This is a genomic window from Sphingosinicella soli, assembly GCF_014199685.1.
Taxonomy (GTDB): domain Bacteria; phylum Pseudomonadota; class Alphaproteobacteria; order Sphingomonadales; family Sphingomonadaceae; genus Sphingosinicella; species Sphingosinicella soli.
The window spans coordinates 58,383-71,934 of the sequence record NZ_JACHNZ010000019.1 but is presented as its reverse complement, the minus strand read 5'-3'; the positions used below and the strand labels follow the sequence as shown (position 1 = coordinate 71,934).

The window sequence follows — 13,552 nt, the reverse complement described above, 5'->3', positions numbered from 1 at the left end:
GCCCTCCGCTGCGAGAAAACCCTCACCGCATTCATGGGATTCGTCCATCTCGCTTGCGCGATGATCTGGATAAAATGAATGCAGACAGCGCCTAGGGCACCGTGCGGAAAAGTGGGAACCGGTTTTTTTGCAGAAAACGATGCGTCCACAAAGATTTAGAGCGGGCAGCGTGATTCAGAAATCACGCTGCCCGCTCTGGGCAGCGGCGCTCTCCACCTTGGGCGGCAGCGCGAAAAGATCGATGAAGCGCGCTGCCGTCCCGGGGTCTCCGTCCACCGTCAGCGCTTCACCCGCGATCGGCCGCTTGCCGTAGAAGACGCGGATAAGTGCCATCGTTCCCCCGGTGAAGATCACCTCGGCGTCATCCCTCTCGCCCCGGCGGATGGCGAGCCGCCCGTCCGCCAGGTCGGCGACGAAAGCGTCATCGGGAAACCGGAACGCGATCCCCGCCCGCATGTCCCCTGCCCGCGTCGTGTCCAGCATCGTGCGCAGCGACAGCATCGTCGAGGCGGGAGACAACGGCAGCGAAGGATCGTGTTTCGGCGACCGTGCCGCCCAGCGGCCCATCGTCTGCAGGATCGGCTCGGCCTCATAGCCCCAGGGCGTCAGTTCATAGACCGGCACCGACGCGGGCGGTGCCAGAACCGTACGCCGCAGCACCCCGTGAGCCTCCAGCCCTTCCAGCCGCTGCGTTAGCACATTTGCGCTCACGCCCGGCAGGTGCGCCCGAATCTGACCGAAGCGGCGCGGCCCGAACATCAGTTCGCGCATCACGAGCAGCGCCCAGCGCTCTCCCACAAGCTCCAGCGCGAGCGCCGCGCCGCACGCGTCATCGTACCACCGCATGCCGCCCGTCGCATTTTTAGTTATTTTTTGTAATTTCATGGTTGCTTTTTATAACCGATATGCCAGCTTCTGCCTATAGGCATAGAGGGAGAGGCCGTGTGACGCAGCAGCCTGTCATCACCACATTCGGATGGGTTCCGGAATTCGCGCGCGGCCTCGTTCGAGATATGCGCCCGCGCTGGGCGTTCGAGGAGGTCGGCCAGCCCTACGCGGTTGATTACATCGACATCCCGTTCTCGAAGACGCCGCCGCACCGCGCCTTTCAACCGTTCGGCCAGGTGCCGACGTACCGGGACGACGAGGGTGAAATTTTCGAATCCGGCGCAATAGTACTGCACATCGCCGCGCGTGCGGGAAAGCTCATCCCTGCCGACACGGCGGGGCGTATGAAAGCGATACAGTGGCTGATTTCCGCGCTCAACACGGTTGAACCGCGCGTCATGGCGCTCTTGATCAACGACGTGTTCGAAGCCGATCAGTCGTGGTCGCAGGATCGCCGTCCCACCGTTCTTGAGACGCTCGACAGCGGCCTCACCGATCTCGCCGCAGCGCTTGGAGACAAGACCTGGCTCGACGGAGACATTTTCACCGTGGGCGATCTCATGATGGTGTCCGTGCTCGGCGGGCTCCGCAACACCGGCGTTCTCGATCGCCATCCCGGCATTGCCGCCTATGTGCAGCGCGGCGAGGCCCGCCCCGCGCACAGGAAGGCCATGGCCGATCACCTTGCAGCGCTCCAAGCGACTGCGGCCTGAACACAGGAGAAGACACATGCATTATGTTGAAGGGTTCGTCCTTGCCGTGCCCACTGCGAACAAGGACATTTTCCGCGATCACGCCGCTGCTGCCGCCCCGCTGTTCAGGGAGTTTGGTGCCACCCGCGTCGTAGAATGCTGGGGCGACGACGTTCCGGCGGGCAAGGTGAATGATTTCGTGGGCGCGGTGCAGGCAAAGGCCGATGAAACGGTCGTGTTTTCGTGGTTGGAGTATCCCGACAAAACCACCCGCGATGCCGCGCAAGAACGTATGGGATCCGACGAACGGATGGCCGCGATGGGCGATATGCCGTTCGACGGCATGCGCATGATCTTCGCTGGCTTCGTTCCGTATGTCGAAATCGGCCCAGGCGGCGCCACGGGCTATGTCGACGGGTTCATTCTTCCCGTGCCGGACGGCAACAAGGACGCCTATTTCACGATGGCGCGCGAGGCGTCAGCGGTGTTTCTGGATCACGGCGCCGCGCGCTTCGTCGAATGCTGGGGCGACGACGTGCCAGACGGCAAGATCACCGATTATCGCCGCGCCGCACACGCGAAGGAGGGAGAAACCGTCGTCTTTTCCTGGATCGAATGGCCGTCGAAAGCCATCCGTGACAACGGCATGAAGGCCGTCATGGAAGACGAGCGCATGAAAATGTCGCATGAAAACATGCCGTTCGACGGCATGCGCATGATCTTCGGCGGATTCCAGCCCATCGTGGATGCATGAGCCCGCCGGCTTATTGGCCGCAACGCTTCAGGAAGTCCTCGATCATCGCCGCCTCGGGGCGGGCCAGCAGCGTCATCGCCGTCCCCTGCCCGGCCAGTGTCACGCGCTTGCCCGCCCAGTCACGGACAAAGCGCGGAGGCAGGCCGACGCGCGCCACGACCATCATTTCCCCGGATGGATGGTGCTGGACCGAGGCCATCAGCGAGGTGATCTTTTCCGGAGGACCGACCAGCAGCTGGGTGCGCGTTCCTTCGGCCACGGACATGCGCGAATCAGCGGTGAAGAACGCAAGTTCAAACACGTTCGCCTCCCGGTCGCAGACCGCAAACAGGTCGATGTCATCGCTGTTCGGCACACCGTAGACGAGCTTCACGGCATTGCCCTCGGAAGGCTCGGCGTCGAAAATCGCCCAGCTGCGATTATAGTCGGGCGCCCGCGTCGCGCAGGCTGCGGCGAGGAGCAGCGTCACGAGGGCGGCAGCGCGCCTCATATGCCCCGGAATTCGGCGAATTCTGCAAGTGGCACGCGTTTCGCATGGAGAGTGTTGGCAGGGTCGTCGGGGTCTTTCCAGCCGATCGCCATCCCGGTGAACAGCATCTGCGCGTCCGGCGCATCCAGAAAGGCGCCGATCGTCTTGGGATACATCGCCCAGCATTCCTGCGGACACGAATCGAGCCCCGCCTCGCGCAGCAGCAGCATCACGTTTTCAAGATACATGCCGAGGTCGGACCACTGCGGCGGACCCATCGTGCGGCTCACATAACAGAACAGCGCAACCGGCGCGCCGAAGAACATGAAATTGCGGGCGAACCAGCGCCGACGCGCGTCCCGGTCCTCGCGCGGAATCCCGATGCGGCCGTACATATCCTCGCCGACCTGAAACCGCCGCGAAGCGTAGGGTTCGCCGAGGGTTTTGGGGTAAATATCGTACTCCATCTCCTCGCCGCGCGGCACTTCGGTGATCCGCTGCGCCATGATTTCCTTCAGCCGCGTCAGTTCGTCGCCGCCGACCACGTAAATGTGCCAGGGCTGCAGGTTTCCGCCCGAAGGCGCGCGCGCCGCCTTCTCCACGATTCCGCGCAGCAGCGCGGGATCGACGGGTCGATCCAGAAAGCCGCGCACCGAGCGGCGGGTCGCAATCGCTTCACTTACGTCCACATCATTCCCCAAAGCCATGTTGAGCAGGCGCATACGATAGCCTAACGTCCGCCCATGCTGTCCAGCCTCCCCAATCTGCTCACGCTCTCCCGCATCCTTGCGGTGCCCCTTCTTGTCGTTCTCATGTGGAACGCGAGCTGGTTCGGTTATCTGATTGCATTTGTGGTCTTCTGCATTGCAGGCGCAACCGATTATCTCGACGGCTATCTGGCGCGCGCGCAGGGCACGGTCTCGAAGCTGGGTGTCTTCCTCGATCCGATCGCGGACAAGATCATGGTCGCCGGCGCGATTATCATGCTTGTCGAAAACGACATCGTTCACGGCTGGACTGTGATCGCCGCGATCATCATCCTCATCCGCGAGATCACCGTGTCGGGTCTGCGCGAATATCTCGCCGGAATTCAGGTCTCCATCCCGGTCAGCCAGCTCGCCAAGTGGAAGACGGCGTTCCAGATGATCTCGCTCGGTGCGCTCATCCTCGCGGGCGCGGCGGAAATCAGATTCACGTGGCTTCCCGCCTACGAGGTCGGTGTCGCGACGTTATGGGCCGCCGCGATCCTCACGCTCGTCACCGGCTACGATTATCTGCGCGTCGGCCTCAAGCACATGGCGTGAAACCGTGAAGCTGGACCTGCTCTATTTCGCATGGGTGCGCGAACGTATCGGCATCGACGGCGAGACGCGCGACCTCGCGGCGCTGACGGTCGGCGAGGTGCTCACCGCGCTTTCCGCGCTCGGCGACGGCTATGCGTCGGCCTTTGCCGAGCCGCATCGCCTGCGCTTCGCGCTCGATCAGGATTTCGTTGATGCCGATGCTCCGCTTCGCGAAGGCGCCGAACTCGCCATCTTTCCCCCCGTGACCGGAGGATGATAAGCGTCCGCGTCCAGACCGGGGCGTTCGATCTGGGCGCGGAAACCCGCGCGCTTTCGCAAGACCGTACCGACATCGGTGCGATCGCCAGCTTCGTGGGCCTCGTGCGCGGCGGCGAAATCGAGGCGATGACGCTGGAGCACTATCCGGCAATGACCGTGAAGGCGCTGGAAGCGATCGCCGCCGAGGCCGCACGGCGCTGGCCGCTGCTCGGCGGCACGGTCATCCACCGTCACGGGCGTCTCCTTCCCGGCGATCCCATCGTCCTCGTCGCTATCGCCGCCGCCCACCGCGGCGACGCCTTTGCCGCCTGCGAATTCGTCATGGATTATCTGAAGACCGGCGCGCCGTTCTGGAAAAAGGAAGAGACCGCTGCGGAAAGCCGCTGGGTCGAAGCCAAGACCGAAGACGACACCGCGCGAAATCGCTGGATCCAACACCAGGCTTAGGGCTGTGCCCCCGGTTCCTCCGTCTCGCCTTCCGCAATCGCCCCCGTGATCCTGTCCGAAAGCGCGCGCGCCGCAGCGCGAATGCCGTCGGCGTCTTCGGGCGTGTTGGCGAGCACGTTGCCGAGTTGCCCGAGCAGCGCCGCCGCCCGCGCGGCGTCGATCGGCTCGCCTCGCATCACCGCCTCGACATCCGGCCCGAGCAGGACGGACAGGTCCACCTGCGCGGCGGCGTCCGCCTCTTCCTGCTCCCGCCGTTCCTCGGCCTGACGCGCGGAGATCTGGCGGACCTCCGGCAACGCCTCCATCATGAACTCGTGCCACATCGCGGCGGGCAGCGTCGAACCGAGCACGCCCTTCATCGGCGCGTTGTCGTCGTTGCCGACCCATACCCCGACGACGAGGTCGCCCGCGAAGCCCACGAAGATTGCGTCGCGCGAATCCTGCGTCGTGCCCGTCTTGCCGAACGCTGCGATCGGCAGTTTCGCGCGCGTTCCCGTCCCGTAGTCGATTGTCGCGCGCATCATCTCGCGAAGTGCGGCGCGCTCCGGCAACCCGTCACCGCCGAGCGCCCGAAGACGGGATATCACGCCTGCATCCCGCACCGGCGCAGACACCGTATAGGGCACGACGGGAGGCGTCCCGCCCGCAACCGAAGCATAAGCCGCGGTCAGGTCGAGCAGCGACATCGTCGATGTGCCCAGCGCGATCGTCAGGTCGTCACCGATCTCGTCCTTTATGCCGAGGTCGCGTGCGGCCTTGCGGATCGCCCCTGCCCCAACCTCGTTGGCAAGCCGCGCGGCGGCGACGTTCGATGAAAGCGCGAAGGCGCGCTTCAGCGTGATGGGTCCGCGATATTTGCCGTCGTTGTTCTTCGGGCTCCAGTCGCCGATGGTGACAGGCTCGTCCTCGATCTCGGTGTCGACGTCCATGCCGCCGCGAAGTGCGGCGAGGTAGACGAACAGCTTGAAGGCGGAACCCGGCTGCCGCTTTGCCTGCACCGCGCGGTTGAACTCGCTTTTCGTATAATCCCGCCCGCCGACCATCGCGACGACCCGGCCGTCGGGATGCATGACGACGAGCGCCGCCTCGCCGACATTGTGCCAGCCTGCACGGTCGAGATTGCGCTTCACCACGCGCTCCGCCAGCTTTTGCAGGCGGCTGTCGAGCGTCGTCGCCACTCTCACCTCGCCGAACGTATCGGGCGCGCTGTTGGCGGCCTCCGCCCAAGCCCAGTCGGCGAAATAACTTCCGGTCGGCAGGCCCTTCCGGCCCGGATTCAGGGCCGCGCGGCGCACGCTCTGCCATTCCGCGTCGGTGATCAGGCCTTGCTCCTTCATTGCCGCGATAACCAGCTTTCCGCGTTCGCGCGCCGCTTCATAGTTGTTGGTCGGCGCGAGGCGCGACGGCGCCTTTACGAGGCCCGCCAGCATTGCGGCCTCCCCCAGCGTCAACTGCTCCGGCTCCTTGCTGAAATACTGCTCCGACGCTGCGCGGACGCCGTAGGCACCATCGCCGAAATAGACGCTGGAAAGGTAGCGCGAGAGAATTTCATCCTTGGTCAGCCACGCCTCCAGCCAGAAGGCGATGATGACCTCCTGTGCCTTGCGCGTCAGGCTGCGGTCGAGGCTGAGGAAACTGGTCTTGGCGAGCTGCTGCGTGATCGTGGAGCCGCCCTGAACGACGCGTCCGGCGGCGGCATTCGCCTGCGCGGCGCGCATAATGCCGCGAATGTCGATGCCGATGTGATCGTAAAACCGCCGATCTTCGATGGCGACGAACGCCTCGCCGACATGATCGGGCAGCTTCGTCACGTCGACCGGCTCCGCCTTGAAACTGCCGCGACGCGCGATCGGCGTGCCGTCGGCAGCGGTCAGTACCAGCGCGGGTGTCTCCAGCGGTTCGAGCGCCTTGCCGAGCGGAGCGGTAATCGCCAGCCAGGCAACGATGGCCAGAAAGACGAGAAGCACGCCCGCCGCGATCTTCGGCAGCCAGCGCAGCCAACGCGGGCGCGGCCTCGGCTCATCGCCGGGCGGAGGTTCCTGCCCGCCGAACTCGGACGACCAGGCGCGATATTCATCCGGATCGAGCGACTCGACGCGCGGGCGGCGGAAAATCATTGCGGGCTCGACATCTTCATACTGTCATACTTACGCAAAACAGTGGCCCGTTCAATCGTTCCCATTCGCGGCCGATGGATAGGGGGATGGTGGGCCCGGAGGGACTCGAACCCCCAACCTAGCCGTTATGAGCGGCCGGCTCTACCATTGAGCTACAGGCCCGTCGCCCCGCCTGTTCCCCTGCGCCGGACGACCGCAGCGCTTAAACGCTCACAGCCTGCTCCGCAAGTCCGGCAGATGCCTTTCCGTCGCGCTGGGCATGGGCTGCGGCGACGACTTCCTCGACGCTGGCGGGCTTGACGCCCGCGCGTGTCAGCGTCGTCAGCACGCCGTCCCACCAGGCATAGAAATCGGCGAGATCGCGCGCATCGCGGACATAGGGCGTATGCCCCGGCTCCACCGACGGCGAGTGGAAGGAGATCGAAAATATCTGTGTCCCCGCCTCGACGAGAAGTTCGATCGCCTGAATCGCTTCGTCGAGCGGGATACCCTCGGGGGTCAGCGCCACGCGTCCCAGCAACGACGTGCGCGACAGCAGGCCGTTCAGGCGAGGTACGCGCGTCGCCAGTTCGAAAGCGCGCTCACCGAATACGCGCAGTCCGCCGGTAAACGTGGACGTCAGCGGGAGTTCGAGAAGCCGTCGCTCCGGGCCCGTCCAATAGAGCTGCGGACGGATGTTGCGGAAGCTGGGGCCACCCTCGGCGCGGTAATCGAAATACGGGCGGACGGACACGTCCATCCGGTAGCCGAGTTCGTCGAGCAGCGCTTCGGTGTTGGGCCCCACGCCGTAGCGACCCGCCCGGTAAACCAGGGGCGCCGCGCCGAAATTCTCGGCGATGGCGTCGGTCAGCGCCTTGATCTTGGCGCGTTCCACTTCGCGCGGCAGATTGCCCGGAAAGCTGTTGGGCCCTTCGACGCGTTCGATGAACGGCGGGTTCACCCAGGGATGCAACTGCGTGCCGATCGTCGCCCCTTCGTTTTCAGACAGCGCGCGCAGCACCTCGACGCTTTCGGGTGTCGTGGCGACGGGATAATCGACCATGTAGGCAGGCTTGATATCGAAGCCGCGCATCAGGCTGTGCACCTTCGGCAGCGATTTCACGGATTTGACCGAGGTCGAATCGCGGCTCTTGGGCTGCGTCCAGTCGAACTCCTCTTCGGTATCCACGAAAACGAGCACGCGCGGGCCGAATTCCGGGCCGAATGAGATGTATTGATTTTCCGAAGGCGCCAGCATTTCGCGACAATAAGCGCTCGAATGTTTCGGGCAAGTAAAGCCGAGAAAAAGGGAGACCCTGAAACGGGTTAGGTCCCCGGCTTCTTGGGAGGGAGGGAGGTGAAGCCGGGGACCCGTCTACCGAGGCCCGCGGGGAGGGAGGGGAGCGGGCCTTCGATCTCGTTGCAGCGATGTGTTGCTGCGATGAGCGTTGTGTACGGGAAGCCTGACCTATTGTGCACTGCCGCATTTCACAGTGCAGCTATGCACCCAGAGCATAACTTTCGTCGATATCGAGCGTCGCGGGCACCATCTTCTCGATAAGAAAATCCCGCAATACCTTGATCCGTATGGCATTACGGAGTTCGGGCACATAAACGAAATAGGTTCGGAACACCGGCCCCTGAACCTCGGGCAGGATCACTTTCACCCGGCCCGAATCGCGAATGAGGTAGCTCGGCAATGCTGCGATGCCCACACCGGCTTCCACCGCCTGCAGAATCCCCACGACGCTGTTGACGACGAGCACGGGTCGCCGCGGCGGCCCCTGATGACCCACATCCTGGATCCAGTTGACGCCGCGAATCGTCGCGGGTGCGGTTTCGCCGAAGGCGATGATGCGGTGATGATCGAGATCGGCGACCGTGCCGGGCACGCCGTGGCGCGCGAAATATTCGGGCGATCCGCACAGCCGATAGCGGATGGCGGCGAGCTGCCGCTGGATCAGATCATTCTGCGTCGACGGGTGAAAGCGGATCGCCACGTCCGCCTCGCGCTTCTGGAGATCGAGATCGTCGTCGGTCAGCACCATGTTGATCTGGATATCGGGATAGCGCTCCAGAAACTCCCGCAGCATGGTCGGCAACCAGGTCGATCCGAACGACATGGTGGTCGTCAGGCGAATCTCGCCCGTCGGCCTGTCCTTCGACAGGTCGATCGCCTGCCGCGTCCGCTCGACCCTTTCGAACATTTCGGTCGTCGTCGCCGCCAGCTGTTCGCCTTCGTGGGTCATCGCGAGCCCGCGCGCATGACGGTGGAACAGCTTGGCGCCCAGAGACTCCTCAAGCGAGGCGATCTGGCGGGAAAGCGCCGGCTGGCTCATGCCCAGGCGGCGCGATGCCTCGGTGAAGCTGCCCGCTTCCGATACGGAATGAAAAAGCCGGAGCTTCTCCCAGTCGAGCACGCTACTCGGCCGCTTCCGCGAGCGCGGCTTCACCGTGGGCGAGGAAGCGCTCGGCCTCCAGCGCGGCCATGCAGCCCATGCCCGCCGCCGTCACGGCCTGACGGAACACCTTGTCCTTCACGTCGCCCGCGGCAAACACGCCGGGAACAGATGTCGCGGTGCTGTCGGGCGCGGTGAGGATGTAGCCCTCATCGTCCATGTTCAGCTTGCCTTTGAACAGCCCGGTCGCCGGGTCGTGGCCGATCGCGATGAACAGCCCGTCGACATCGAGCGCCCGGTCCGGCGCACCGTTCAGGCCGCGCAGCGTGAGGCCGGTAACGCCGAGCGGATCGGTGCTGCCGATGACTTCGGCGACCTCCGCGTTCCACACTGGCTCCACTTTCGGGTTGGCCAGCAGACGCGCCTGGTTCGTCTTGTCGGCGCGCAGTTCATCGCGGCGGTGAATGAGATAGACTTTCTGGGCGAAGTTGGTGAGGAACAGCGCCTCTTCCACGGCCGTATTGCCGCCGCCGACCACCGCGACGGTCTTGCCGCGATAGAAGAAGCCGTCGCAGGTCGCGCACGCAGAAACCCCGAAGCCACGGAAACGGCCTTCGCTTTCCAGACCCAGCCAGCGCGCCTGCGCGCCGGTGGCGATCACAACCGTGTCGGCAAGATAGACATTGCCCGAATCGAGCGTGAGCCGGAACGGACGGCGCGACATGTCCACGTCGGTGACGATGTCGTCGACGATTTCCGCGCCGACATGCTTTGCCTGCGCCGCCATTTTCTCCATCAGGTCCGGGCCCATGATCATCGATTCGCCGGGCCAGTTCTCGACGTCGGTTGTGATGGTGAGCTGTCCGCCTGGCTGAAGGCCGCGGATAATCACCGGATTCAGCGCCGCGCGAGCCGCATAGACACCCGCCGTATACCCTGCGGGTCCCGAACCGATCACCGCCACCCGAACATGCTTCGTCTCACCCATCGAACCTGATCCCTGCTGACTTGAATTCGAACAGTGATGTAATCGCTGGATGCGCCGATTACGAGGCCTCGCTTGCGTCGTCCTCGTGTCGCTGGGGCGGCTGCCCCAGGGGGATGGAAAGCTCGAAGACGTGGGGGGTCAGCCGGAACGTACCGCCCACGGTCGCGGCAAGGCTGCCCACAAGCTTGAGCCCGAAGCCGACGCCCAGCACCGGCGCTGCGTCCTCGCCGCCGGGGATGCCCGCCGGGTCAAACAGTTCGTCCTCGCTTTTGCCGAGCGTGGCGCGCGGCCGGTTTACCGCGACCCTCAGCTTGCCGCCTTCGTCCTGCACGATCACCAGCACGGCTTCGTCGGCGGCCGCGCAGGCCACCGCAGCCGTCAGCAGCCGCGCCAGCGCGCGGTCGAAAACCGATGAGTCCGATGCAACAGGCGGAATCGTATCGGAAACGAACGGCACGAGCGTCACGCCGCGATCGCGGGCGAGCCCCTCGTAGCGCGCGATCACCGTGCGCGCCTCCGCCGCAGCGTCGAACGTGCCGAGACCGGGCCGGTATCGCCCCTGCTCGATGCGCGCGGCGTCCGAAAGGTCATCGAAAGCCGTCAGCAGCTTTTCCGCCTGCTTCAGGATATCGCCCGCCTGCGCTTTGTATTCCGCACCGGCTTCGCCCAGGATTTCGCCTTCAATCAGCTGCGCGAAACCGATGATGGCATTCAGCGGCGTGCGCACCTCGTGCGCCATCGTTGCGAACGCCTCGCTGGAGGCGCCCGTGCCGAAAAGACCCGCCGCTTGCGAGGTCGCTGCGGCGATGCGTTCGGGTGGGTCGAGCGCGATGGCGCTTCCCCAATAGCCCGTAAACCGCCCTGTTTTGCGATCGAACTGCGGCAAGCCGGACATTCGCCAGCGGCCCGGAAGCGCCATTTCGGGTTGGCAGGTCACGATCACATCGCGGAATGGCACGCGCCGCTCCGCCGCGCGGCGCACCTGTCCGCTGCCGTCGGGCGTGTCGAACTCCACCAGCCAATGGCCCACCAGTTGCGGCGGTGTTGCGGGGCTTTCGATCAGCACGCCCTGTTCGTCGCAGCGCCATGTCCACCGGCGTTCGAGTTCCTCGACCGGGCTTTCGCTGCGATCGACAACAGGCTCCGCTCCAGGGGGCGCGGGTTCAGGCTCATGTCCTCGCGAACGGAACGCCGAGATCCGGTCCAGCAGTTCCCGAATCTGGCTGCGGCCGGATTCGAGTGCGGGCGCTCCGGGCGTGTCCAGCGCCAGGGGCGCTATCAGAGGCGCGAATCTGGCCTTGTCGACAACTTCCGCAGGTTTGGCAGCGATGTCGGCGTCGGGTACGAACAGTCGGTCTGCCCCGCCGCTCCCCACAATGCTCCCGCCCCCGGTGCCGCCCGAAAGCAGTTCGCGCACCGGCCCCGGCAGATCACGGCGCGAAAGCATTCCCACATGGAGATGTTTCGGCGCGCGCCTCGCGAGACGCCACCATTCCGGTTCGTCGAGGCGGGCGACCTGCAGCATCCTGTCGTAATGGTGTGAAACGCTCGCCCGGAAAAGGCGCAGATGCAGGCTTCGCGCCCCGGTGCGCGCCGCCTTGTCGATCATCGCATTCCGCAGCGATTCGGGCACGTCGAGGCGGAGGCGCAGCAGCGCCCGAAGCGCGCGCCTCTTCAAACGCCCGTCGGTGCAATCCTTGCCCTGCAGCGAAAGATCGATGAGCTGACGAAAAGCGGCCGCACGCGCGTCGGGAGAATCCCTCTCCGCCAGCGCAACGGCCGTTCTTATGGTGTCGTCATGGCGCATTATGGAATCGCGCAGTCCTTTCGGGAACGTAATGTGTCCCGGTTAGGACGATTCTTGAAGCCTTTCGGTTAAATCCGCCTTTACGACGTGTTCGAATTGCGCTTCGCGGTAATTATATTATAACGCATCGCTACAAATCATTGAAAGGTTGCGGCAAATGCCGTCAGATCGACATATTATCGACGAAACCGACCGGATTGTTCTGAAAAATCTTCAGGAAGAAGGTCGGCTGACCAACGTCGAACTGGCGACCCGCGCCGGGCTCACCGCGCCGCCCACGCTCCGCCGCGTGCGCGCGCTCGAAACCGCCGGGATCATCCGCGGCTACCATGCCGATCTCAATCCCGAAGCGCTGGGTTACGGCATCATGGTCTTTGCGATGGTCAGCCTCAAGAGCCAGGCGGAAAATGATCTGCGGGCGTTCGAGGAGCATGTCGCACAATTGCCGCCTGTTCGGGAATGTCACATGCTGAACGGCGAAATCGATTTTATCCTGAAGATCGTCGCCCACGATCTCCAGGAGTTTCAGCGCTTTCTCACTGCCCATCTCACCTCTGCGCCGAATGTGGAGCACGTGAAAACGTCGCTCACCATCCGCACGTCCAAGAATCAGCCGGGCATCCCCGTCGACGACGCCTGAGAGGGCCTACCAGATTTTTCCGGGCACGACCGGATGCGAGGCGGAAAGCCCGCCGTCCACCGCCACCGCCTGACCGTTCACATAGGATGCGTCGTCAGACACGAGGAATGCCGCCAGCCGGGCGACCTCGATCGGCTGCGCCGCGCGCTTAAGCGGGTTCAGCTGGCCGATCTTGCCTTCGGTGCCGCGCTCGCGCGCCATGTCGAACATCGGCTGCGTCATCCCGGTTTCAATGACGCCGGGGCAGATCGCGTTGATACGGATGCCCGTGCCGGAAAGTTGGTAGGCGCTCGTCTGCACGAAGTTGATAACGCCGGCCTTCGATGCGCTGTAGGGCGAGCCGCCCGCGCCCGAGCGGATACCGGCAACGGACGCCGTGCAGAGGATCGCCCCCTTCCCCGCCTTCATCATCTCGCGCGCCGAGGCCTGCACCAGCAGAAACGCACCGATCAGGTTCACCCGCAGCACCTCTTCCCACTCGCTCACTTCCAGGTCGAGCAGGCGGTTCATGCCCCCGGAAATACCCGCGTTGGCAAAGGCGATGTCGAGGGGGCCATGTGCCGTCACCGCCGCCACGAGGCCATCGATGAACGTCTTGTCCCCCGCGTCGCCGATGAAGGCTGCGGCGGCATCGCCGATTTCGGCGGCCACCTCGCGAACGGCCTCGCTGCGGTCGGCGATGAAGACACGCGCGCCCTGTTCCGCGAAAAGCAGCGCGCTGGCGCGGCCGATGCCGCTCGCCGCCCCTGTGATGATCGCGGTCTTGTCTGCGAGCTTGCCCATGTCGGCCTCCGTTGGTTTCAGAAGCCC

The 13,552-nt window shown here is 64.5% G+C and carries 15 protein-coding genes and 1 tRNA gene; 6 read left to right on the top strand and 10 right to left on the bottom strand.

Going from position 1 to position 13,552, the window contains the following annotated elements:
* Positions 1–174: 174 nt before the first annotated feature.
* The gene (locus GGQ98_RS09620) at positions 175–846 is read right to left on the bottom strand and encodes a winged helix-turn-helix transcriptional regulator (protein WP_243451796.1); all 672 of its coding nucleotides are present in this window, start codon (positions 844–846) and stop codon (positions 175–177) included.
* A gap of 98 nt (positions 847–944) precedes the next feature.
* On the opposite strand from GGQ98_RS09620, the gene GGQ98_RS09615 reads away from it, so the two are divergent.
* Together GGQ98_RS09615 and GGQ98_RS19010 are read left to right on the top strand one after the other, a co-directional pair.
* Positions 945–1,601 carry a glutathione S-transferase family protein gene (locus GGQ98_RS09615; RefSeq protein ID WP_341534175.1) on the top strand — a complete coding sequence of 219 codons (657 nt, stop codon included), beginning with the start codon at positions 945–947 and terminating at the stop codon, positions 1,599–1,601.
* 16 nt (positions 1,602–1,617) lie between these two features.
* Positions 1,618–2,334 carry a DUF1428 domain-containing protein gene (locus GGQ98_RS19010; protein ID WP_184068615.1) on the top strand — a complete coding sequence of 239 codons (717 nt, stop codon included), beginning with the start codon at positions 1,618–1,620 and terminating at the stop codon, positions 2,332–2,334.
* Between the two features lie 10 nt (positions 2,335–2,344).
* Here GGQ98_RS19010 and GGQ98_RS09605 read toward each other — a convergent pair whose 3' ends face one another.
* Together GGQ98_RS09605 and GGQ98_RS09600 are read right to left on the bottom strand one after the other, a co-directional pair.
* Positions 2,345–2,803: a periplasmic binding family protein gene (locus tag GGQ98_RS09605; RefSeq protein ID WP_184068612.1), complete on the bottom strand. Its 459-nt coding sequence runs from the start codon at positions 2,801–2,803 to the stop codon at positions 2,345–2,347.
* A 17-nt stretch (positions 2,804–2,820) separates the two neighbouring features.
* On the bottom strand, positions 2,821–3,492 hold the full coding sequence (locus GGQ98_RS09600) for a nitroreductase family protein (protein ID WP_184068609.1): 672 nt from the start codon (positions 3,490–3,492) through the stop codon (positions 2,821–2,823).
* A gap of 57 nt (positions 3,493–3,549) precedes the next feature.
* Here GGQ98_RS09600 and pgsA point away from each other — a divergent pair, with 57 nt between their 5' ends.
* The 3 genes from pgsA to GGQ98_RS09585 are packed head-to-tail and all read left to right on the top strand — an operon-like array spanning position 3,550 to position 4,812.
* Positions 3,550–4,107, top strand: a complete 558-nt coding sequence (pgsA, locus tag GGQ98_RS09595) for a CDP-diacylglycerol--glycerol-3-phosphate 3-phosphatidyltransferase (RefSeq protein WP_184068637.1) — start codon at positions 3,550–3,552, stop codon at positions 4,105–4,107.
* 4 nt (positions 4,108–4,111) lie between these two features.
* Positions 4,112–4,363: a molybdopterin converting factor subunit 1 gene (moaD, locus tag GGQ98_RS09590; protein WP_341534174.1), complete on the top strand. Its 252-nt coding sequence runs from the start codon at positions 4,112–4,114 to the stop codon at positions 4,361–4,363.
* Positions 4,360–4,812 (top strand): molybdenum cofactor biosynthesis protein MoaE, encoded by a 453-nt coding sequence (locus GGQ98_RS09585; RefSeq protein ID WP_184068606.1) that lies wholly within the window; start codon positions 4,360–4,362, stop codon positions 4,810–4,812. Before moaD ends, GGQ98_RS09585 begins: the two co-directional genes overlap by 4 nt.
* Here GGQ98_RS09585 and GGQ98_RS09580 read toward each other — a convergent pair.
* The 6 genes from GGQ98_RS09580 to GGQ98_RS09555 all read right to left on the bottom strand — a co-directional run bounded on the left by GGQ98_RS09580 (position 4,809) and on the right by GGQ98_RS09555 (position 12,102).
* Positions 4,809–6,929 carry a transglycosylase domain-containing protein gene (locus GGQ98_RS09580; protein WP_184068603.1) on the bottom strand — a complete coding sequence of 707 codons (2,121 nt, stop codon included), beginning with the start codon at positions 6,927–6,929 and terminating at the stop codon, positions 4,809–4,811. The two genes, GGQ98_RS09585 and GGQ98_RS09580, sit on opposite strands and share 4 nt — an antisense overlap.
* Before the next feature lie 87 nt (positions 6,930–7,016).
* Positions 7,017–7,091 (bottom strand) — tRNA-Ile (locus GGQ98_RS09575).
* A 40-nt stretch (positions 7,092–7,131) separates the two neighbouring features.
* Positions 7,132–8,166 carry a polysaccharide deacetylase family protein gene (locus GGQ98_RS09570; protein ID WP_184068600.1) on the bottom strand — a complete coding sequence of 345 codons (1,035 nt, stop codon included), beginning with the start codon at positions 8,164–8,166 and terminating at the stop codon, positions 7,132–7,134.
* A 241-nt stretch (positions 8,167–8,407) separates the two neighbouring features.
* Positions 8,408–9,328: a LysR substrate-binding domain-containing protein gene (locus tag GGQ98_RS09565; RefSeq protein ID WP_184068597.1), complete on the bottom strand. Its 921-nt coding sequence runs from the start codon at positions 9,326–9,328 to the stop codon at positions 8,408–8,410.
* A 1-nt stretch (position 9,329) separates the two neighbouring features.
* Positions 9,330–10,295, bottom strand: a complete 966-nt coding sequence (trxB, locus tag GGQ98_RS09560; protein WP_184068594.1) for a thioredoxin-disulfide reductase — start codon at positions 10,293–10,295, stop codon at positions 9,330–9,332.
* A 58-nt stretch (positions 10,296–10,353) separates the two neighbouring features.
* A complete protein-coding gene (locus tag GGQ98_RS09555) occupies positions 10,354–12,102 on the bottom strand; it encodes a sensor histidine kinase (RefSeq protein WP_184068591.1) in 1,749 nt (582 codons plus the stop codon).
* Positions 12,103–12,259: 157 nt separating this feature from the next.
* On the opposite strand from GGQ98_RS09555, the gene GGQ98_RS09550 reads away from it, so the two are divergent.
* Entirely contained in the window at positions 12,260–12,742 is a 483-nt protein-coding gene (locus GGQ98_RS09550; RefSeq protein WP_184068588.1) for an Lrp/AsnC family transcriptional regulator, read from the top strand.
* A gap of 6 nt (positions 12,743–12,748) precedes the next feature.
* On the opposite strand, the gene GGQ98_RS09545 is transcribed toward GGQ98_RS09550, so the two are convergent.
* Positions 12,749–13,525, bottom strand: a complete 777-nt coding sequence (locus GGQ98_RS09545; protein WP_184068584.1) for an SDR family NAD(P)-dependent oxidoreductase — start codon at positions 13,523–13,525, stop codon at positions 12,749–12,751.
* Positions 13,526–13,552 lie beyond the last annotated feature (27 nt).

What these genes read in the sequence shown, in the direction of transcription:
- GGQ98_RS09620 (WP_243451796.1), bottom strand. Translation starts at nt 846, where the DNA reads ATGCGGTGGTACGATGACGCGTGCGGCGCGGCGCTCGCGCTGGAGCTT.
- GGQ98_RS19010 (WP_184068615.1), top strand. Translation starts at nt 1,618, where the DNA reads ATGCATTATGTTGAAGGGTTCGTCCTTGCCGTGCCCACTGCGAACAAG.
- GGQ98_RS09585 (WP_184068606.1), top strand. Translation starts at nt 4,360, where the DNA reads ATGATAAGCGTCCGCGTCCAGACCGGGGCGTTCGATCTGGGCGCGGAA.
- GGQ98_RS09580 (WP_184068603.1), bottom strand. Translation starts at nt 6,929, where the DNA reads ATGATTTTCCGCCGCCCGCGCGTCGAGTCGCTCGATCCGGATGAATAT.
- trxB (WP_184068594.1), bottom strand. Translation starts at nt 10,295, where the DNA reads ATGGGTGAGACGAAGCATGTTCGGGTGGCGGTGATCGGTTCGGGACCC.
- GGQ98_RS09570 (WP_184068600.1), bottom strand. Translation starts at nt 8,166, where the DNA reads ATGCTGGCGCCTTCGGAAAATCAATACATCTCATTCGGCCCGGAATTC.
- GGQ98_RS09550 (WP_184068588.1), top strand. Translation starts at nt 12,260, where the DNA reads ATGCCGTCAGATCGACATATTATCGACGAAACCGACCGGATTGTTCTG.
- GGQ98_RS09555 (WP_184068591.1), bottom strand. Translation starts at nt 12,102, where the DNA reads ATGCGCCATGACGACACCATAAGAACGGCCGTTGCGCTGGCGGAGAGG.
- GGQ98_RS09545 (WP_184068584.1), bottom strand. Translation starts at nt 13,525, where the DNA reads ATGGGCAAGCTCGCAGACAAGACCGCGATCATCACAGGGGCGGCGAGC.